The organism is Streptomyces sp. NPDC002817 (assembly GCF_053592055.1).
The window spans coordinates 533,243-553,443 of sequence record NZ_JBSFUY010000002.1 but is presented as its reverse complement, the minus strand read 5'-3'; the positions used below and the strand labels follow the sequence as shown (position 1 = coordinate 553,443).

Below are 20,201 nucleotides of genomic sequence, written 5' to 3'. Positions count from 1 at the left end.
TGCGGCGGGCGTCGGCGCTGCCTAACTTGGATTCCATGAGCGGAATGGACGCGCGGGACGCCGACCTGAAGAAGGAACTCGACGCCACCCTGCAGGCCCGCAGGGAACTGGGCGAGGAGTACGAGTCCGCGCTGGTCGACTCCTTCCTCGAGAAGGTCGACCAGCGCATCGACGGCGCGGTGGAGCGCCGGGTGCGCCGGCAGATGGCCGAGCAGCAGATGGTGGTGGCCCGGGGCTCCCGGTCGCCGAAGCCCACGGACTCCTGGGGGGAGCGGTTCGGCTTCGGCATCGTCTCCATGGTCCTGGCGATCCCGCTGTCCGCGATCGGCGGCGGCATCGGCCACCTCCCGGGCCTCCTGGTCGCCTGGGCCGGCATCGTGGGCGTGAACGCCTTCCAGGCGGTCCGCACCAACCCGGAGCTGTTCCGGGGCCGCCGCCACCGCCACCACAAGGCCGACGACGCCTGGGAGGACTGACCGGGCGGGTCACGCCTGCCGGGTCGGCAGCACCATGATCTGCCGCAGGTTGACGTGCCGGGGGCGGCTGGTGACGTAGGCGACGACGTCGGCGACCTCCTCGGCCGACAGCGTGCCCACCGCGTCGACCATCCCGCCGATCTGCTCCCGCAGTCCGTCGCTGTCGATGTGCGAGGCGAGCTCGGTCTGCGTCAGTCCCGGCTCGACGTTGGTGACCCGCACATCGCGCGGCCCGAACTCACCCCGCAGGGACTGGGAGAGATAGGTCAGCGCGGCCTTGGTGGCGCCGTACACCGCGTAGTTGGGGAACGTGATGTGCGCGCCGATGGACGAGATGTTCACGAGGTCCGCGGTCCGCCCCTCGGCGGCGGTGCCCACCAGATCCGCGGTGAAGGCCTGGATCATCCGCAGCACGCCGGTGACATTGGTGTCGATCATCCGCTGCCACTCGTCGCCGCGCCCGTCGTCGACGGGGTTCGGCAGCATGACGCCCGCCGAGTTCACGACCAGGTCGACAGCCCCGTAGACGGCGTGGATCCGCTCGACGGCCGCGTCCACCGAACCGTCGTCGGTCACATCGGCGACCACGGCGAGCGCCTGCCCGCCATCGGCCCGGATCTTCTCGACGAGGGCGTCCAGGCGCTCCTGACGCCGCGCCAGCAGCGCGACCTTCGCACCCTGCGCGGCCAGGAGTACGGCGATGGCCTCGCCGATCCCGCTCGCGGCCCCGGTGACGACGGCGGTACGGCCGGCCAGGTTCTCGTACGACATTGCGTGCTCCTAGGTGGTCGGAAGTCCGCCGGGCACCCCCGGCGACGACCACCACCCTGCGCCACCCGCTCCGCCGTACCCAGGGATGAGCTTTTCCTGGGTCTGCCAGTACCAGGTTCGAATGCCGCCGCTCCCCTACGATCGAACTCATGGACGGGGACCTCGGAGACTTTCTGCGCACACGCCGTGCTCGTATCCAGCCGGAGGAGGTGGGGCTGCCCTCGCACGGGCGGCGCCGCGTACCCGGTCTGCGCCGGGAGGAGGTGGCGCAGCTGGCGGGCGTGAGCGTCGACTACTACATCCGTCTGGAACAGGGCAGAGGTCCGAGCGTCTCCGACGCCGTCCTGGACGCCGTCGCACGCGTACTGCGCCTCGACGAGACGGAACACGCCTATCTGCACGCGGTGGCCCGCCCCCGTAAGCGGGGCGCACGCACGACCGCGCCCCGGGTCCGCGCGGGCATCCAACTGCTGCTCGACAGCGTCGACCGCACCCCGGCCTTCGTCCTGGACCGCAGCATGACCGTCCTGGCCTGGAACGCCCTGGCCGACGCCGTCTTCGGCTACAGCGATACGACGGCCGAGACCCGCAGCATCCCCCGCCAGGTCTTCCTCGACCCCGCGGCCCATGACTTCTACCCGGAGTGGCAGGCGGTGGCCGCCCAGTGCGTGGCCCATCTGCGGGTCCAGGCCGGCCACCACCAGGACGACCCGCAACTGACCGCACTCGTCGGCGAACTCTCCCTCAAGAGCGAGGACTTCCGCCGCCTGTGGGCCGACCACCAGGTCAAGGAGTGCGCCTACGGCATGAAGCGCGTCCAGCACCCGGTCGCGGGCCGGCTGGTCTTCCCGTACGAGAGCCTGACCCTGCCCAGTGACGGGGATCTGACGCTGCTGGTCTACACACCGGAGCCGGGGTCGGAGACGGCGGAGAGGCTGGCGCTGCTCGGGAGTTGGGCTTCCGCCGAGGTGCGTTGAAGGGTCCCGGAAAAGGCTTTCGCGGGGACCGCCGCACCCCCGTTGCCGGGGGGCGGGACGACGGCGGTCCCCGCGAGGGACGCTGACCGGGTCAGGGCCGGGCCTCGCGTCCAAGGCGTCTGTGGAGGTCCGGGAGCCGCTCCGGAGGTCCTGTGACGCCGTTTCGGTGCCGGCCGGGGCGGGGAGCCGCTCCCGCCCTGCCGACATCCACTAATGTGCCCGACCCGTGTTAAGCGTGTGCTGCGCGGACGTGACACGCTCGTACCACTTCCGCGAAGTCCACCACTTCGGTAGGCAAACGGAAGTCCGCCTGCCGCACCGCCGGTTCACCGGACGTTCACCGTCACTTCCCGCCCTTGGCGAGGAAGGCCAGCAGATCCTGCCGGCTGACCACACCGGTCGGCTTGCCCTCGACGAGGACCATCGCCGCGTCCGCGGTGCCGAGCACCGTCATCAGGTCGCCGACCGGCTCGCCGGAGCCGACCTGCGGCAGCGGCGCCGACATGTGCTTCTCCAGCGGGTCCTCCAGCGAGGCCCGCTTGGCGAACAGCGCGTCGAGCAACTCCCGCTCCACGACCGACCCGACGACCTCCGCCGCCATGACGTCCGGGTGACCGGCGCCCGGCTTCACGATCGGCATCTGCGAGACGCCGTACTCGCGCAGCACGTCGATGGCCTGGCCGACGGTCTCGTCCGGGTGCATGTGGACCAGGGACGGGATGGCGCCGTGCACCTTGTCGTTGAGGACGTCGGCGACGCGGGCGCTGGGACCCTCGTCCTCGAGGAAGCCGTAGTCGGCCATCCACTCGTCGTTGAAGATCTTGGAGAGGTACCCGCGGCCGCTGTCGGGCAGCAGCACGACGACGACGTCATCGGGACCGAGCCGCTCGGCGACCCGCAGCGCGCCGACGACGGCCATGCCGCACGAGCCACCGACCAGGAGCCCCTCCTCCTTGGCCAGGCGGCGGGTCATCTGGAAGGAGTCCTTGTCGGACACGGCCACGATCTCGTCGGCGACGGTCCGGTCGTAGGCGGTCGGCCAGAAGTCCTCACCGACGCCCTCGACGAGATACGGCCGCCCGGACCCGCCGGAGTACACGGACCCCTCCGGGTCGGCGCCGATGACCTTCACCTTGCCGTCGCTGACGTCCTTCAGATAGCGCCCGGTGCCGGAGATGGTGCCGCCCGTCCCCACCCCCGCGACGAAGTGGGTGATCTTCCCCTCCGTCTGCTCCCACAGCTCGGGGCCGGTGGAGTGGTAGTGGGAGAGGGGGTTGTTGGGGTTGGAGTACTGGTCGGGCTTCCACGCACCGGGCGTCTCACGGACGAGCCGGTCGGAGACGTTGTAGTACGAGTCCGGGTGCTCGGGGTCGACGGCGGTGGGGCAGACGACGACCTCGGCCCCGTAGGCCCGCAGCACGTTGATCTTGTCGGTGCTCACCTTGTCGGGGCACACGAAGATGCACTTGTACCCCTTCTGCTGGGCCACGATGGCAAGGCCGACGCCGGTGTTGCCACTGGTCGGCTCGACGATCGTCCCGCCGGGCTTGAGTGCGCCGCTCTCCTCCGCCGCCTCGATCATGCGCAGGGCGATGCGGTCCTTCACGGACCCGCCCGGGTTGAAGTACTCCACCTTGGCCAGGACGGTGGCCTGGATGCCCTTGGTGACGTTGTTGAGCCTCAGCAGCGGGGTGTTGCCGACGAGGCTGATCATCGAGTCGTGGAATTGCACCGTTGTCTCCGGATGCTGCAAAAGATGTGGTCTTAGTGGTTCGGTCAGCCTAAAGCCCGGAGCGGTCGTTCACTCGCCGTTGAGATTGGACGACCGTCGGTACGGGGCAAGGAGTGGTTGTACGGCTAGCACGGAGGTGGCGGCGACGTATGACCAGCATGTCGAGGGCGAGGGTGGCCCGGCGGATCGCGGCCGGCGCGGCGTACGGCGGCGGCGGGATCGGTCTGGTGGGCGCGGCGGCCGTGGGGCTGCTACTGGCAGAGGTGCGGCTGGCCAAGCGGCAGGTGGGCAACGGCAACAGTCCGTCGCCGCATGTGCCGAATGCGCAGGGCCTGTACGGCATCGCGTACGCCACGCCGGGTGAACCCGCGTTGCGGCTGACGATGCTGGGCGACTCCACGGCCGCGGGGCAGGGTGTGCACCGCTCGGGCCAGACTCCCGGGGCGCTGCTGGCGTCGGGGCTGGCGGCGGTGGCGGAGCGCCCGGTGGAGCTGCGCAACGTGGCGAACCCCGGCGCCCGCTCCGACGACCTGGACCGCCAGGTGGCGCTGATCCTCGCGGACCCCGGTCGGCTGCCGGACGTCTGCGTGATCATGATCGGCGCGAACGACGTGACGCACCGCATCGCGCCGACCCAGTCGGTGCGCCATCTGGCGGCGGCGGTGCGCCGGTTGCGCACGGCGGGTGCGGAGGTGGTGGTCGGCACCTGTCCCGACCTCGGCTCGATCGAACCGGTGCAGCAGCCCCTGCGCTGGCTGGCCCGCCGGGCCTCGCGCCAGCTGGCGGCCGCCCAGACGATCGGCACGGTCGAACAAGGTGGCCGCACGGTGTCCCTGGGCGACCTGCTGGGCCCGGAGTTCGCGGCGAACCCCCGCGAGCTCTTCGGCCCGGACAACTACCACCCCTCGGCGGAGGGCTACGCGACCGCGGCCATGGCGGTCCTTCCCACGGTCTGCGCGACCCTGGGCCTCTGGCCGGCGGAGGAAGAACGCCCGGACGTCTCCCGCCGCGAAGGCTTCCTCCCGGTCGCCCGAGCTGCCGCGGAGGCGGTCGCGGAACCCGGCACCGAGGTGACGGCAGCGATGCCGACGGGCCCGAAGGGACCCTGGGCCCTCCTGAAGCGCAGAAAGCGCCGCCGCGTATCGGTGACGGAACCGGAGCGAACCCCGGCACAGCCTTGATCTCGTCCCCGCCGTCCCTACCCGTCCCATCCCTGAGGGCTGCGCCCCCGGACCCCCGCTGTCGGACGGGCAGGTCGGTCAGCCCCTCCGGCGTGTGAGGAGCGGGGCCCAGGGGGCAGCGCCCCCTGGGAGCGGGGTCGAAGGGGCGGCAGCCCTTGGGGATGGGAACGGGTAGGGGCGGCGGGGGCGAGGAAAGCAAGCGCTTAGAAAACTGCGGTCAGGGTCACACCCCCATACCCGTGACCTGGCCCATACGTACGGGTAACTTCCCAACCAGCCCTGCCCGGAAGAACCTCGCACGCCAATGGAGCCGTCATGCCCGAAGCAGTGATCGTCTCGACCGCCCGCTCACCCATCGGCCGCGCTTTCAAGGGCTCGCTGAAGGACCTCCGTCCGGACGACCTCACCGCCACGATCATCCAGGCGGCCCTGGCCAAGGTCCCCGAGCTGGACCCGAGGGACATCGACGACCTGCACCTCGGCTGCGGTCTGCCCGGCGGCGAGCAGGGCAACAACCTCGGCCGCATCGTCGCCGTGCAGATGGGGATGGACCACCTCCCCGGGTGCACCGTGACCCGTTACTGTTCCTCCTCGCTCCAGACCTCCCGCATGGCCCTGCACGCCATCAAGGCCGGCGAGGGCGACGTCTTCATCTCGGCCGGTGTCGAGATGGTCTCCCGCTTCACCAAGGGCAACTCCGACAGCCTCCCGGACACGCACAACCCGCTCTTCGCGGAGGCGGAGGCCCGCACGGTCGAGGTCGCCCAGCAGGAGGGCACGACCTGGCACGACCCGCGTGAGGACGGCCTCGTACCGGACGCCTACATCGGGATGGGCCAGACCGCCGAGAACCTCGCCCGCATCAAGGGCGTCACCCGCCAGGACATGGACGAGTTCGGCGTACGGTCCCAGAACCTCGCCGAGGAAGCCATCAAGAACGGCTTCTGGGAGCGCGAGATCACCCCGGTGACGCTTCCCGACGGCACGGTGGTCAGCAAGGACGACGGTCCGCGCGCCGGCGTCACCCTGGAGGCCGTAGGCGGCCTCAAGCCCGTCTTCCGCCCCGACGGACTCGTCACCGCCGGCAACTGCTGCCCGCTCAACGACGGCGCCGCCGCGGTCGTCATCATGTCCGACACCAAGGCCCGCGAGCTCGGCCTCACCCCGCTCGCCCGCATCGTGTCCACCGGCGTCTCGGGCCTGTCCCCCGAGATCATGGGCCTCGGCCCGGTCGAGGCGAGCAACCAGGCCCTGCGCCGCGCCGGCCTCACCATCGACGACATCGACCTGGTCGAGATCAACGAGGCGTTCGCCGCCCAGGTGATCCCCTCCTACCGCGACCTCGGCATCGACCTGGACAAGCTGAACGTCAACGGCGGCGCCATCGCCGTCGGCCACCCCTTCGGCATGACCGGCGCCCGCATCACCGGCACGCTCATCAACTCCCTCCAGTTCCACGACAAGCAGTTCGGTCTGGAGACGATGTGCGTCGGCGGCGGCCAGGGCATGGCGATGGTCATCGAGCGCCTCAGCTGACCAACTGCCCGTGATCCCACGGGCACCCGGCGTGAGGCTCGGGCCCAGAACCCTTGAACCACCAGGGTTCTGGGCCGTTTTGTGATCCAATCTCCCCCAGGATGTGACCTATCTCCCTTCGCAAAGGGATTTACGCAGGTCAGGGCCGTTCTCACACTAAACTCCGGGCCCAAAGTCCTGCCCGTTTCGTGACGTTACGCACTGACAGCGGGATAGTCCGCCCTTCAAGCTGATGTAGGAAGTCGGGGGTCGACTTTGAACCGGGAGTACGTCAGTGAGCGCCATGCCGATCGCCTTGCTGGTCACCACGGCCGCCACGGGCGCCGTGGCCGTCGCCGTCCTGCGCACCCTCATGCAGCTGCGCCGCCAGGTCGCGGCCCTGCACACGGAGCTTGCCAGGACGAACGCGACCGCCGCGCGCGGTCTCGTGCCGACCGCCCGCCACTCCGCCGACGCCGCTGAGATACGGGCCGCCGTGGCCGAGGCCCTCGCCGAGGAGCGGGAGCGGGAGCTCGCCGAGGCGCGGGCGTTCTGGGCCGCCCAGGAGGCCCGTGACGCCTCCGACGCGCCGACCCTGCTCGGCCTGCCCGACAGTGAGCTGTTCCTGCCCCGCCAGGCCGATTTCGTGGGCCTGGAGCCGCTGGAGCCGGTCTCCGAGCCAGCGTCCGACATCGACGAGTTCGCCGGGGACTCCCCGGAGCTGGCAGCGGCCCGCCGCCGCCACCCCTCCCACCCGGACTTCGTCCCGGTGCAGTCGCCGGTGGTGAACGACCATGAGCGCACGGTGTCCACCCTCGAGGAACTGGCCGCCGGCCGCGTGGAGCTGGCCGACGTCCGACCGGGCCCGCTGGGCACCCTCGACGTCTATGTCTTCGCCGACGGCACCACGCTGTGCATGACCCCGGGTCACCGGGAGACGGCGGAGCGCCTCTCGGCGGCCCTGACGGCGGGCGAGACCCCGATACTGCTGGGCGGTTCGGGAGTCTCGGGCGCGTACACCCTGACCTTCGCGTGCGGCGAGGAGAACGTCTACATCCTGGCCGACAGGGTCATAGCGAGCCTGTAGCTCAGACTCCGGCGCGCTTCTGCGCCTCCTCCACCAACTGCACGGCTTCAGCGACTTGGCCCTCGTCCGTCAGGACGAGGGCCAAGTCGTGCACGGCCACGGTGATCTGGTCCGCGGCCGCGAACATCCCGGCGTCCGGCATCTCCCGAGGCTCCTTCGAGGGGTCTTCGAGAAGCTGCGCCCGACGGACCAACTCCCTGGCCAGCCCCAGTGCCTCGGTGGCGCCTCCCCGCTGCAACCGGCTCTGGGGGGCTGCCCTCAACCGGTCGGCGAAGTGATCCACGGCTTGCGTCAAACGCGCTGTATCGGCCACGGCGACACCGTACGCGCCGCACCGGGACTGTTGCCAACGGGCGAACGCTCAGGCACGGTGACCTGAAGGACCGGCTTACATCCCCTTTGCGTCCGGAGGCGCCGATGTCCCACGTCCTCTCCGAGGAGACCCACCGCAATCTGCTCGCCCGCATCCCTCACTGCACCGGTCGTGAAGTGTCCGACTGGCTCCGCACCGTCGAAGAAGGCCCTTCTCTCTTCCGCTTCGAGGAAAAGGTCAGCTGGCTCCGCCACGAACACAACCTCGCCTACGGCCACGCGAAAGCTCTCATCCACGAGTACGACCTGAGGAGGGCCGCGCGCAACCTCCTCTAGGCGCGCGCACGCACCCAGACGACGAAGGGGCCCCGGGAGAACCCGGGGCCCCTTCACACACGCGAGGTGCGTCAGTCGCTGCTGTTGAGGATCGCGATCAGCCTCAGGAACTCGAGGTAGATCCAGACCAGCGTCATCGTCAGGCCGAACGCCGCCAGCCAGGCCTCCTCGCGCGGAGCACCGTAGGCGATGCCGTCCTCGACCTGCTTGAAGTCGAGGGCCAGGAAGCACGCACCGAGCAGGACGCCGATGATGCCGAAGACGATGCCGAGGCCACCGCTGCGGAAGCCGAGGCCGTCACCGCCGCCGAAGGCGGCGAACAGCAGGTTCACCATCATCAGCAGGACGAAGCCGAGCGCGGCCGCCATCACGAAGCCGTAGAACCGGCGGTTGACGCGGATCCAGCCCGCCTTGTACGCCACCAGGACCGCGGTGAAGACCGCGAGCGTGCCGATCACGGCCTGCATGGCCGCGCCGCTGGCGATGCGGTTGTCGACGACGCTGGAGACGACACCGAGGAAGACACCCTCGAACGCCGCGTACGAGACGATCAGCGCGGGCGAGGCCTTGCGCTTGAAGGACTGGACGAGCGCCAGGACCATGCCGATCAGGGCGGCGCCGATGGCGATGCCGTACGACCGGCCGATGTTGGCGTCGTCGACCGGCAGGGCCGCCCAGGCGACCGCGGCCGTGACGACCAGGATGCCGAGGGTGGTGCCGGTGCGAAGGACGACGTCGTCCATCGTCATCCGGCCGGTGGTGGCCGGGGCCTGCGGCGGCGCGCCGTGCTGCGGGTCCTGCTGGGCGTAGGGATTCTGCGCGTACGGGTTCTGCGCGTAGGGGTCCGCCTGCGGCTGGGCATACGGGTTGCCCTGCGCGTAGGGGTTGGCCTGCGTGCCTACAGGGGCGCCCCCGGCCTGCGGCTGGGCGTTGAAGCCCGCGTAGCCGTTGTCGCGGCTGAACCCCCGTCGCGAGAAGACCGGGTTGCTGCTCCTCATTTCACTCCTCCATGGCCACTGTTGTGGGCCTTGGGCTCAAGAGTAATAGGTAGGCAAAGGATTGACCCTAATGCTTGGGGAGGATCTTTCCCTTGTTGTGCTGGCCAACACGCTACGCGGCCCACTGATTCCCGGCCACGGAGGGGCAGGTTCATGACCAAGCCGGTACATCGCCGCGACCGGTCGGAGATCACTCACCCGAACGGGAACCCCGTGTACCCCTCGGCCAGGTCGGTCTCGGCGGCCTCGGACGAGACGATCCGCTCCAGCCGCGCCACCTGGAGCCGGTCCTCGAAGGGGGTGGCGTCGGGGGCCCGGTGCAGCAGCGTCGTCATGTCGTACGAGAACCGCTCGGCCTGCCAGACGCGGCTCAGACAGGTCTCGGAGTAGGCGTCGAGGAGCTCGGTGGACCCCGTCTCCTTCTCATGCGCCAGCGCCCGCGCGAAGGTGACGACGTCCCCCACGGCGAGATTCAGCCCCTTCGCCCCGGTCGGCGGCACGATGTGGGCGGCGTCCCCGGCGAGGAAGAGCCGGCCGTGCCGCATGGGCTCGTGGACGTACGACCGCATGGGCGTGACGGACTTCTGGGTGACGGGGCCGCGCTGGAGCCGCCAGTCGTCGTCGGTCTCGAAGCGCCGCTCCAGCTCGTCCCAGATCTCCTCGTCGCCCCAGCTCTCCGCGTCGGTTCCCTCGGGCACCTGGAGGTAGAGCCGGGAGACGGACGGCGACCGCATGGACAGCAGGGCGAAGCCGCGGTCGTGGCGGGCGTAGACCAACTCGTCGTGGGAGGGCGGGACGTCGGCGAGGATGCCGAGCCAGCCGAAGGGGTACGTCCGCTCGAAGACCCGGGTCAGCTCCTCGGGAATCGCCTTGCGCGCGACGCCCCAGAACCCGTCGCACCCGACGACGTACTCGCACTCGAGAACGTCCTCACGCCCTTCATACCGGAACCGGATGCTCGGGCTGTCCCCATCCGCCCCCTCCACGGCCAGCGCCTCCGCCTCGAAGAGCAGCGGCCCGCCCTCCTTGAGCTGGAGGGCTATGAGGTCCTTGCACACCTCGGTCTGCGCGTAGACCATCACGGACCGCCCACCGGTGAGGGCCGGGAAGTCGACCCGGTGCCGCTTCCTGTCGTACCGCAGCTCGATCCCGTCGTGCCGCAGCCCCTCCCTCTCCATCCGCTCCCCGGCCCCGGCCGCCCGCAGCACGTCCACGGTCCCCTGCTCCAGGATCCCGGCCCGCTGCCGCTGCTCGACGTAGGAGCGGTCGCGGCTTTCGAGGACGACCGAGTCGATGCCGGCGTTGTGAAGCAGCCGGGCGAGGAGGAGGCCGGCGGGGCCGGCTCCGATGATGCCGACGGTGGTGCGCATCGGTCGTTCCCTTCGGTGGGCGTCATTGCCGCTGTTCGCGTGGCTCACATGGTTCGTATAGTGAAATTTCCTTCACCAAATTGCTCTCGCGAGTCTGCGCCGGGCAGCGCCCTGTGTCAACGGTCGGTGCGGGGCAGAACGCCCGGGTGGGTTCGCGGTGGTCCGGCCAGTGGCCGCCACGGCGTCAGCTCGGCTCGGGAGCCAGGGTCTGAAGGAAGGACCCCGTGGGAAGCGGTGTCTGCCTACGGGTTCTGAAAAGGTCGGAGGTGCCCGGAACCGGACTTGAACCGGTACGCCCGCGAGGGGCAGCGAGGTTTAAGCTCGCCGTGTCTGCATTCCACCATCCGGGCAGGCCATGGGCTCCGCGTCGAGGTTCGAGCCTATCGGGATACATCCCCCGAACAGCGGACGGGCGGACCGATGTTGTCTTATTTTATTGACGTCTGAGGGTGCATCAGCCCGTGGAACGGGCCATCCGCACTTGCCAATAGCCTTACGCGTGACGACGGACCGCGCATGCGGAATGACGGAATTTCACCGCCCGAACGAGGGGGCTCCACCTGTTCTCGACGCGGCCCGCCCTCAGGGGCCCCCGTCATCCCCAGGTATGAGACCGCCGGGCGCGGTCAACCGGAAGTCGCCCCCCGGAACCGGAACAGCGGCTGACTACACGGCGGCGAGGTGCCGAGACGATGGTTCACGTCCCCCGAACATGTCGTCGTCCCGTCAGGAGCGCCCACCCGTGACCACCACTCCCATCGCCGGCCGAGCCACCACCGTGGCCGCTCGCGCCACGGATCTGTCGAAGATCTACGGACAGGGCGAGACCCAGGTGGTCGCCCTCGACCGGGTCTCCGTCGACTTCCGGCAGGCCGAGTTCACCGCGATCATGGGCCCGTCGGGGTCCGGCAAGTCCACGCTGATGCACTGCGTGGCCGGACTGGACACGTTCTCCTCCGGGTCCGTACGCATCGGCGACATCGAGCTGGGCTCCCTCAAGGACAAGCAGCTCACCAAGCTCCGCCGGGACAAGATCGGCTTCATCTTCCAGGCGTTCAACCTGCTGCCGACGCTGACCGCGCTGGAGAACATCACGCTCCCCATGGACATCGCGGGCCGTAAGCCGGACAAGCAGTGGCTGGACTCGGTGATCCAGATGGTGGGGCTGAAGGACCGGCTCTCCCACCGCCCCTCCCAGCTCTCCGGCGGTCAGCAGCAGCGCGTCGCCGTCGCCCGTGCCCTCGCCTCCAGGCCCGACATCATCTTCGGCGACGAGCCCACCGGAAACCTCGACTCGCGCTCCGGCGCCGAGGTGCTGGGCTTTCTCCGCAACTCCGTACGGGAGTTGGGGCAGACCGTGGTGATGGTGACCCATGACCCGGTGGCCGCCGCGTACGCGGACCGGGTCGTCTTCCTCGCCGACGGGCGGATCGTGGACGAGATGTACCAGCCGACCGCGGACTCGGTCCTCGACTTCATGAAGCAGTTCGACGCGAAGGGCCGTACCTCCTGATGTTCCGCACCGCCCTGCGCAACGTCCTCGCGCACAAGGCCCGGCTGCTCATGACGGTGCTCGCCGTGATGCTCGGCGTGGCCTTCGTGTCCGGGACGCTGGTCTTCACCAACACCATCTCGAACGCCTACCAGAACAGCTCGGCCAAGGGCTTCGACCAGGTTGACGTGGCCGTGCAGCCCAACTACCAGGAGAGCAAGGGCGACAAGGTCGGCAAGACCCCCGAACTCACCCAGGCACTGCTCGACACGAGCGCGAAGGTCGACGGGGCCGCCTCGACCATCGGTGTCGTCAACGGCTTCACCGCCATCGCCGACAAGGACGGCAAGCTCATCGGCGGCGGCTTCCAGTCGCAGGGCGGGAACTACTGGGGGGACAAGGACCCGCGGTACCCGCTGAAGGAAGGTGCGGCACCGCAGGGCAGGAACCAGGTCGCCATCGACTCCGAGACCGCCGAGCGCGCCGGCTACAAGGTCGGCGACACGGTGCGGATCTCCGTCGACGGGCCGGTCCTCGAGCCGAGGATCACCGGCATCTTCACCACCGACGACGGCAATGTCGCCGCCGGCGGCAGCCTCGCCCTGTTCGACACGGCGACCGCGCAGACGCTGTTCGGCAAGACCGGCACGTACGACCAGATCGACGTGAAGGCCGCCTCCGGCACCTCCCAGACCGCGCTGAAGGCCGCCCTCGACAAGGCGCTGCCGATGAACCTCGTGGAGACCACGACGGGGCGTCAACTCGCCGACGACCAGGCCGAGATGATCTCCTCGTCGATGGCCGGGCTGAAGCAGGGGCTGCTGGTCTTCGCGGGCATCGCGCTCTTCGTCGGCACATTCATCATCGCCAACACCTTCACCATGCTGGTCGCCCAGCGCACCAAGGAACTCGCGCTGCTGCGGGCCGTCGGCGCCTCGCGCCGACAGGTCACGCGGTCGGTGCTGGTCGAGGCGTTCGTGGTCGGCACGGTCGCCGGGGTGACCGGTCTGATCGCGGGCATCGGCATCGGCGCCGGGCTCCGGTCACTGATGGGCACCCTGGGCGCCACCGTCCCCGGCGGCCCGCTGATCGTCTCCGGCGGCACGATCGCCACCGCCCTCGCGGTCGGTGTCCTCATCACCATGCTGGCGGCGTGGCTGCCGGGCCGCCGGGCCGCGAAGATCCCGCCGGTCGCCGCCATGAGCAGCGTGCACGCGCAGGCCACCACCAAGTCGCTGGTGCTGCGCAACACCCTGGGCGCCCTCTTCAGCGGCGCCGGCGTCGCGGTCGTCCTGGCGGCCACCACGATGGAGGGCTCGGACGGTCAGGCCCCGATGGGCCTCGGCGCGGTCCTGCTGATCATCGGTGTGTTCATCCTGACCCCGCTGCTGTCCCGCCCGCTGATCGCGGCCGCCGCGCCCGTCCTGCGCATCTTCGGCACGGCCGGCAAGCTGGCCCGGCAGAACTCGGTCCGCAACCCCCGTCGTACCGCTGCCACCGCCTCCGCGCTGATGATCGGCCTGACCCTCATCACCGGTATGACGGTGATGGCGGGCAGTCTGCAGAAGTCGATCGACAAGATGGCGTCGTCGGCGATCCGCGCGGACTACGTCGTGTCGATGGCGAACGGCAACGAGCTCTCGCCGGACGTCGCGAAGGAGCTGACCCGGGTCGATGACGTCACCGAGATCAGCCCGATGCGCAACTCCCCCTCCCGCATCGGTGGCGAGACGGAGTTCCTGACCGGCGTCAACGGAGCCTCGTTCGGCAAGCTCACCGATCTCAAGGTCGACGACGGCGCCTTCAAGGTGGGCGGCACACAGGTCGTCGTGGACTCCGATCGTGCCGAGCAGCGTGGCTGGAAGGCCGGTTCGAGCTTCACGGTCGCCTACGAGGACGGCAGGAAGCAGAAGCTGACGGTCGCCGGGGTCTACGAGGGCAACGAGTTCTTCAGCGGCCTCCTCCTCGACAACGCCACGCTCACCCCGCATCTGTCGGACACCGCCGACATGATGGTCATGGTGAAGACGTCCGACGGCGCGACGAGCGCGACGAAGGACAAGCTGGAGAAGGCCCTCGGTACCAACCCGGCCATCAAGGTCCAGAGCAAGCAGGACCTGTCCGACGACATCGCGCAGATGTTCACCCTGATGCTGAACATGCTCTACGGCCTGCTCGCCATGGCGGTGATCGTCGCGGTCCTCGGTGTCATCAACACCCTGGCCATGTCGGTCTTCGAGCGGTCCCAGGAGATCGGCATGCTCCGCGCGATCGGCCTGGACCGCAAGGGCATCAAGCGGATGGTCCGCCTGGAGTCCCTGGTGATCTCCCTGTTCGGCGGGGTGCTCGGCATCGGCCTGGGCGTCTTCTTCGGCTGGGCGGCCGGCGAGCTGCTGGGCACCAAGATGGCGACGTACGAACTGGTCCTGCCGTGGACCAGGATGGGTCTCTTCCTGCTGCTGGCGGCGGCGGTCGGCGTCCTGGCGGCCCTGTGGCCGGCCCGGCGCGCGTCCCGGCTGAACATGCTGACGGCCATCAAGTCGGAATAGCCGTACGGCGTTCGGGGCCCGTCGCGTGCGAGCGGCGGGCCCCTTCCGTCTGTTCAGTTCCAGGTGCGTGCCCGCAGCGGCAGCCCGGACGTGCCGGACTCCGGTGGCCGGACGGCCAGGACCTGGTTGACGCCGATGCGGTTGCATTCGAAGGCCAGGGCGCAGGCCGCCATGTAGAGGAGCCAGACCCGGGCCCGGCCGGGGCCCGCGATCCGCTGGGCACGGGGCCGGTCGGCCTCCAGGTTCGCGACCCAGCGGCGCAGGGTGAGGCCGTAGTGCTCGCGCATCGACTCGATGTCACGCACCTCCAGTCCGGCGCGCTCCAGTTGGGTGACGGTGGTGCCGAGGGGGGCGAGTTCGCCGTCGGGGAAGACGTAGGCGTCGATGAACTCGTCGACCCGGTAGGTGGTTCCGTCGCGCTCCGGGCGGCGGGCGATCTGGTGGTTGAGGAGCCGTCCGCCGGGCTTCAGGAGGGCGTACAGGTCCCGGGCGTACTCCAAGTACCGGTCGGCGCCGACGTGTTCGGCCATGCCGATGGAGGCGATCGCGTCGTAGGGCCCGTCGGTGACGTCGCGGTAGTCCTGGACGCGGATCTCGACCCGGTCGGTGAGTCCCTCGTCGGCGACGCGCTTACGGGCGTAGGAGGCCTGTTCCTGGGAGAGGGTGACGCCGACGACGCTCGCGCCGTGCTCGCGGGCGGCGTGGACGGCCATCGATCCCCAGCCGCAGCCGACGTCGAGGAGCCGCTGACCGGGTGTCAGGCCGAGCTTGCGGCACACGAGTTCGAGCTTGTCGCGCTGGGCGGCTTCGAGTGTGGCGCGGGGGGACTCCCAGTAGGCGCACGAGTAGACCATCGACGGGCCGAGGACGATCTCGTAGAAGTCGTTGCCGACGTCGTAGTGGTGGCTGACGGCGCGTCTGTCGGTGCGCTTGGTGTGGAGGTGGCCGCGGCGGCGGACCTCCTCGCGGGGCGGGGCGGGCGGCAGCGGGACTCCGCCGAGCTTCACGAGGCCGCGCACGGCGGCCCGTACGCCGGGGTCGCGCAGCGCCTCGGAGAGGCTCCTGGAGCCCTCGTCGCGCTCCCAGACGAGGCCCGAGATGAGGCCGAGGGCGGTGTAGAGGTCGCCGTCGATGTCGAGGTCTCCGGCGACCCAGGCGCGCGCGAGGCCGAGCTCGCCGGGCTTGAACAGCAGCCGCCGGACGGCCCGGCGATTGCGCACGACCAGCACGGGGGCGCCCGGCGGGCCCGCCTGGGACCCGTCCCAGGCGCGGATACACACCGGGAGGGGGACTCCCAGTAGTCGTTCCAAGAGGTTCTTCAGCCGCAGGGCGGCATCGGACATGGCGCACACCTCCGTGACGAGGATCCCGCTTTTGTCCACCTGCTTAAACAACGACAGGCCGGGACGCAATCCCAGGAACGCCGAAGGACCTCCCGCACCACGGATGGCGGGAGGTCCTTCGGGTGGTTGTTCAGTGACCGGAGCGGGTCAGGAGGCCTTCGCCTCGGTCTTCTGCTCCGGCTTCGCGGCTGCCGGCACGGGCTTCGCGGCCTCGTAGAACTCCTCGCGCGGGTGCTCCATCGCGCCGAGGGAGACGACCTCGCGCTTGAGGAACATGCCGAGGGTCCAGTCGGCGAAGACGCGGACCTTGCGGTTCCAGGTCGGCATCGCCAGACCGTGGTAGCCACGGTGCATGTACCAGGCGAGACGGCCCTTGACCTTGATCTTCACCTTGCCCATGACGATCATCGCGACGCCCTTGTGGAGGCCGAGACCGGCCACCGCACCCTTGTTGGAGTGCGCGTACTCCTTCTGCGGGAAGCCCCGCATGCCGGAGACCACGTTGTCGCCGAGGACCTTGGCCTGACGCAGCGCGTGCTGGGCGTTCGGCGGGCACCAGGCGTTCTCGACGCCGGCCTTGCGGGCGGCGACGTCCGGGACCTGGGCGTTGTCGCCGGCGGCCCAGATGTAGTCGGTGCCCTGGACCTGGAGGGTCGGGGCGGTGTCCACGTGGCCGCGGGGGCCGAGCGGGAGGCCGTAGCGCGACAGGACCGGGTTCGGCTTGACGCCGGCGGTCCACACGACGGTGTTGGAGTCGACTTCCAGGCCGTTCTTCAGCACCACGTGGCCGTCGACGCAGGAGTCCATCGAGGTGGAGAGGTAGATCTCCACACCGCGGCTCTCCAGGTGCTCCTTGCCGTACTGGCCGAGCTTGGGGCCGACCTCGGGCAGGATCTTGTCCGCGGCGTCGACCAGGATGAAGCGCATGTCCTCGCGGGACACCGTCTTGTAGTACTTGGCCGCGTCGCGGGCCAGGTCCTCGACCTCACCGATGGTCTCCGCACCGGCGAAGCCGCCGCCGATGAAGACGAAGGTGAGCGCCTTGCGGCGGATCTCCTCGTCGGTGGTGGAGTCGGCCTTGTCGAGCTGCTCGAGGACGTGGTTGCGCAGGCCGATGGCCTCCTCGACGCCCTTCATACCGATGCCCTGCTCGGCGAGGCCGGGGATCGGGAAGGTGCGGGAGACCGCGCCGAGCGCGATGACCAGGTAGTCGAAGGGCAGCTCGTACGCCTCGCCGACCAGCGGGGCGATCGTGGCGACCTTGCGGTCCTGATCGATGGTGGTGACCCGGCCGGTGAGCACCTCCGCCTTGGGCAGCACGCGTCGCAGCGGGACGACGACATGGCGAGGGGAGATGTTGCCGGCGGCGGTTTCGGGGAGGAAGGGCTGGTAGGTCATGTACGACCGGGGGTCGACGACCGTGACGGTCGCCTCGCCGTAGCGCATCTTCTTGAGAATGCGCCGAGCTGCGTACAGGCCTACGTACCCACCGCCTACTACGAGGATCCTGGGACGCTCCGTGGTGCTCATGCCATCGAGTATCCACCCGCCCCTGGGGGGTCGCTCGTGCGCCCCTTCACAAGCTCCGACGGGGTGTGTGTTATCCTCCGCGGCTCGCGTGATCCAGGTCATGGCGTGGACCCGGAACCGGCGTGCAGTGCCGACCGTTGTCAATGCCGCGTGAGCTGCCTCTCCGGGCTTTCGGAGCCTTCGTGAGACCTTCGAAACGATCTCGCGCAACACCCTCGCAGAGGGTCCCCATCCCGCCGTTTTGAACGTGTTCACAGGGGTGTTGGGGCCCCGGAAGGGTCAACCGGGCCACATTCATCGCCCAACGGGACCGATTTCCTTGTGAAGAACTTCACGAACTTTTCCGACGGCACACGACAGAGGGGCCCCGAAGGGCCCCTCAGGCGTGCTCATACGTTGTTCTTCCTGCTCAGCAGAGGGCTACGTGATCGACCACGCGATGCCGTCGAGGATGTCGTGCTCGCTCACGACGACCTCCTCGGCCCCGATCCGCTCCATGATCGAGAGCAGTACGAGAGCCCCCGCGGCGATGACGTCCAAGCGCCCGGGATGCATGGAGGGCACGGCCGCGCGCTCGGCGTGCGTGGAGCGCAGCAGCCACTCGGTGATCTCGCGGACCCGCTCGCGGGAGACCCGGGAGTGATGGATGCGGACCGAGTCGTACTCGGGCAGCTCCTGCGCGATCGCCGACACGGTGGTGACGGACCCGGCGAGCCCCACCAGCGTGCGCGCGTCGCGCAGCGGCACGGACTCCTCGGCGAGGTCGAGGGCGGCCTCGATGTCGGCACGGACGGCGGCGATCTGCGCCTCGGACGGCGGGTCGCCGACCGCCCCGTCCTGGACGAGATGCCGCTCGGTCATCCGCACACAGCCGATGTCGACGGAACGGGCGGCGCGCACCCGGTCGTCCCCGACCACGAACTCCGTCGAACCGCCGCCGATGTCCACGACGAGATACGGCTCGGCGAACCCGTCGTGACCGGTCAGCTCCTTGGTGGCGCCCGTGAAGGAGAACTCCGCCTCCCGCTCACCGGAGATGACCTCGGGCTCGACACCGAGGATGCCGACGACACCCTGGACGAACTCGTCCCGGTTCGAGGCGTCCCGGGAGGCGGAGGTGGCGACGAACCGCACCTTGCCGGCGCCCAGTTCACGGATCACGTCCGCGTACTCCCGGCAGGCCGCGAACGTCCGCTCCAGCGCCTCCGGGGCCAGCCGGCCGGTCCGGTCCACGTCCTGGCCGAGCCGCACGATCGTCATCCGCCGGTCCAGCTCCAGCAGCTCTCCGGTGGCGGGGTTGACGTCCGCGACGAGGAGCCGGATGGAGTTCGTACCGCAGTCGACGGCCGCGACCCGGCTGAAACCCTCGGGGACCAGCGGGGCGTACGCGAAGGAGCCGCTGCGGGCCCCGGCGGGATCGGAGACCACGCCCTCCTCGCCCGGCAGCTCGTCCGCCGGGTCGGGAGCCACGAGCGGCTGCACGCACGGACCCTTGCGCCACCACTCCGGCAGCATCTCGATCGCCTCGTCGCCCAGCGGGTTCACGCCGGGCCCCGCGGCCAGGGAGTGCCCCACCAGCACATGCAGACACTTCACCCGGTCCGGCATGCCACCCGCGCTGGGGAAGCCCTCCAGGACCTCGATGGCGTCACGGCGCGCGATGTAGTCCTCGTGCGCGGCACGGTAGGCGGCGGCGAGCTCCGGGTCGCTCTGGAGCCGCTCCGTCATCTCCTTCATGACGCCGTTCGCCTCCAGCGTGCCGATCGCCGAGGCGGCACGCGGGCACGTCAGGTAGTACGTCGTCGGGAAGGGCGTGCCGTCGGGGAGCCGGGGGGCCGTCTCCACCACGTCCGGCTGGCCGCACGGACAGCGGTGCGCGATCGCGCGCAGGCCGCGCGGCGGACGTCCGAGCTGCTGCTTGAAGGCCTCGACGTCGGCGTCGGTGGGCTCGGTGCGCTCAGTGGTCGGCGGGGGCGTTTCCATGCCGTACGAAAGTCTCTCTGCTGTCTGACTGCGGAAAAGGTCGGTTCACTGGTCGGAGGCGTCGGACTTGTCGACCCCGTCCCAGACGTTGGAGTACCAGGGGCGGTCGGCCGCCCCCATGTCGGCCCGCGACTGCCGCGCCGCGCCCGGGTCGACGACGATGAATCCCGTCTCCCCCGGCATCACGTAGTGGAGCCGCTCGCGAATCCGCTGCTCGGCGTAGGCGTCGTCCTGCCAGCGCGCCTTCTGGTCCCGCAGCTGCTCGACCCGCTGCCGGGCCTGTTCCTGCTGCTGCTGGAGGTCCGCGATCTCGGCGCGCTGGGAGACGTACTGCCTTATCGGATAGGCGAGCGCGACGATCAGCGAGCACAGGACCAGCGCGAGCAGTGCCGCCCGGCCGGTCAGCCGGGAGCGGCGGGCCTGCCGCTTGGTCTGGGAACGGTAGACCCGGGCCGCGGTCTGCTCGCCGAGCAACCGGATCCTGGTCGCGGTGGAGAACCGGTCCCGGTCCTTGACGGCCATGTCCCAGCCCCTCCTTCACACACGCGC

The 20,201-nt window shown here is 69.8% G+C and carries 17 protein-coding genes, 1 tRNA gene and 1 pseudogene; 8 read left to right on the top strand and 11 right to left on the bottom strand.

Annotated elements, in window-relative coordinates:
- Nucleotides 1-44: 44 nt before the first annotated feature.
- Complete coding sequence (locus ACWD3I_RS05530; protein WP_365397548.1) at nt 45-476, top strand: hypothetical protein; 432 nt, start codon at nt 45-47, stop codon at nt 474-476.
- Between the two features lie 9 nt (nt 477-485).
- On the opposite strand, the gene ACWD3I_RS05525 is transcribed toward ACWD3I_RS05530, so the two are convergent.
- On the bottom strand, nt 486-1,247 hold the full coding sequence (locus ACWD3I_RS05525; RefSeq protein ID WP_365397401.1) for an SDR family oxidoreductase: 762 nt from the start codon (nt 1,245-1,247) through the stop codon (nt 486-488).
- A 149-nt stretch (nt 1,248-1,396) separates the two neighbouring features.
- Between ACWD3I_RS05525 and ACWD3I_RS05520 the strand changes: the two genes are divergently transcribed.
- Nucleotides 1,397-2,224 (top strand): helix-turn-helix transcriptional regulator, encoded by an 828-nt coding sequence (locus ACWD3I_RS05520; protein WP_365397404.1) that lies wholly within the window; start codon nt 1,397-1,399, stop codon nt 2,222-2,224.
- Between the two features lie 343 nt (nt 2,225-2,567).
- On the opposite strand, the gene ACWD3I_RS05515 is transcribed toward ACWD3I_RS05520, so the two are convergent.
- Entirely contained in the window at nt 2,568-3,956 is a 1,389-nt protein-coding gene (locus tag ACWD3I_RS05515; protein WP_365397407.1) for a cystathionine beta-synthase, read from the bottom strand.
- Nucleotides 3,957-4,105: 149 nt separating this feature from the next.
- Here ACWD3I_RS05515 and ACWD3I_RS05510 point away from each other — a divergent pair, with 149 nt between their 5' ends.
- The 3 genes from ACWD3I_RS05510 (at nt 4,106) to ACWD3I_RS05500 (ending at nt 7,739) form a co-directional block, all read left to right on the top strand.
- The gene (locus ACWD3I_RS05510; protein ID WP_365397410.1) at nt 4,106-5,137 is read left to right on the top strand and encodes an SGNH/GDSL hydrolase family protein; all 1,032 of its coding nucleotides are present in this window, start codon (nt 4,106-4,108) and stop codon (nt 5,135-5,137) included.
- 315 nt (nt 5,138-5,452) lie between these two features.
- Nucleotides 5,453-6,673 (top strand): acetyl-CoA C-acetyltransferase, encoded by a 1,221-nt coding sequence (locus tag ACWD3I_RS05505; protein ID WP_266891451.1) that lies wholly within the window; start codon nt 5,453-5,455, stop codon nt 6,671-6,673.
- 283 nt (nt 6,674-6,956) lie between these two features.
- Entirely contained in the window at nt 6,957-7,739 is a 783-nt protein-coding gene (locus tag ACWD3I_RS05500) for a hypothetical protein (RefSeq protein ID WP_365397551.1), read from the top strand.
- Nucleotide 7,740: 1 nt separating this feature from the next.
- Here ACWD3I_RS05500 and ACWD3I_RS05495 read toward each other — a convergent pair whose 3' ends face one another.
- Nucleotides 7,741-8,052, bottom strand: a complete 312-nt coding sequence (locus tag ACWD3I_RS05495; protein ID WP_365397415.1) for a hypothetical protein — start codon at nt 8,050-8,052, stop codon at nt 7,741-7,743.
- Between the two features lie 104 nt (nt 8,053-8,156).
- Between ACWD3I_RS05495 and ACWD3I_RS05490 the strand changes: the two genes are divergently transcribed.
- Nucleotides 8,157-8,387 (top strand): DUF4287 domain-containing protein, encoded by a 231-nt coding sequence (locus tag ACWD3I_RS05490; protein ID WP_046257545.1) that lies wholly within the window; start codon nt 8,157-8,159, stop codon nt 8,385-8,387.
- A 71-nt stretch (nt 8,388-8,458) separates the two neighbouring features.
- On the opposite strand, the gene ACWD3I_RS05485 is transcribed toward ACWD3I_RS05490, so the two are convergent.
- The 3 genes from ACWD3I_RS05485 to ACWD3I_RS05475 all read right to left on the bottom strand — a co-directional run bounded on the left by ACWD3I_RS05485 (nt 8,459) and on the right by ACWD3I_RS05475 (nt 11,105).
- Nucleotides 8,459-9,385, bottom strand: coding sequence for a Bax inhibitor-1/YccA family protein (locus ACWD3I_RS05485; protein ID WP_365397419.1), 927 nt, complete (start codon nt 9,383-9,385; stop codon nt 8,459-8,461).
- A gap of 194 nt (nt 9,386-9,579) precedes the next feature.
- Nucleotides 9,580-10,755, bottom strand: coding sequence for a 4-hydroxybenzoate 3-monooxygenase (locus tag ACWD3I_RS05480; RefSeq protein WP_365397422.1), 1,176 nt, complete (start codon nt 10,753-10,755; stop codon nt 9,580-9,582).
- 267 nt (nt 10,756-11,022) lie between these two features.
- Nucleotides 11,023-11,105, bottom strand: a tRNA-Leu gene (locus ACWD3I_RS05475).
- Between the two features lie 392 nt (nt 11,106-11,497).
- Here ACWD3I_RS05475 and ACWD3I_RS05470 point away from each other — a divergent pair.
- Nucleotides 11,498-12,268, top strand: a complete 771-nt coding sequence (locus ACWD3I_RS05470; RefSeq protein ID WP_266891442.1) for an ABC transporter ATP-binding protein — start codon at nt 11,498-11,500, stop codon at nt 12,266-12,268.
- Nucleotides 12,268-14,796, top strand: a complete 2,529-nt coding sequence (locus ACWD3I_RS05465; protein WP_365397425.1) for an ABC transporter permease — start codon at nt 12,268-12,270, stop codon at nt 14,794-14,796. The genes ACWD3I_RS05470 and ACWD3I_RS05465 overlap by 1 nt, the downstream gene beginning before the upstream one ends.
- Nucleotides 14,797-14,849: 53 nt before the next feature.
- Here ACWD3I_RS05465 and ACWD3I_RS05460 read toward each other — a convergent pair whose 3' ends face one another.
- From ACWD3I_RS05460 to ACWD3I_RS05440, 5 genes and pseudogenes are all read right to left on the bottom strand, one after another.
- Nucleotides 14,850-16,139 carry a cyclopropane-fatty-acyl-phospholipid synthase family protein gene (locus ACWD3I_RS05460; RefSeq protein ID WP_365397428.1) on the bottom strand — a complete coding sequence of 430 codons (1,290 nt, stop codon included), beginning with the start codon at nt 16,137-16,139 and terminating at the stop codon, nt 14,850-14,852.
- Nucleotides 16,140-16,286: 147 nt separating this feature from the next.
- Nucleotides 16,287-17,669 carry an NAD(P)/FAD-dependent oxidoreductase gene (locus tag ACWD3I_RS05455; RefSeq protein WP_365397431.1) on the bottom strand — a complete coding sequence of 461 codons (1,383 nt, stop codon included), beginning with the start codon at nt 17,667-17,669 and terminating at the stop codon, nt 16,287-16,289.
- Between the two features lie 420 nt (nt 17,670-18,089).
- Nucleotides 18,090-19,046, bottom strand: a complete 957-nt coding sequence (locus ACWD3I_RS05450; RefSeq protein WP_365397554.1) for a Ppx/GppA phosphatase family protein — start codon at nt 19,044-19,046, stop codon at nt 18,090-18,092.
- A gap of 201 nt (nt 19,047-19,247) precedes the next feature.
- Nucleotides 19,248-19,652: pseudogene (locus tag ACWD3I_RS05445) on the bottom strand (DUF501 domain-containing protein); the annotation flags it as partial.
- A gap of 45 nt (nt 19,653-19,697) precedes the next feature.
- Nucleotides 19,698-20,174, bottom strand: coding sequence for an FtsB family cell division protein (locus ACWD3I_RS05440; protein WP_365397434.1), 477 nt, complete (start codon nt 20,172-20,174; stop codon nt 19,698-19,700).
- Nucleotides 20,175-20,201: the final 27 nt, after the last annotated feature.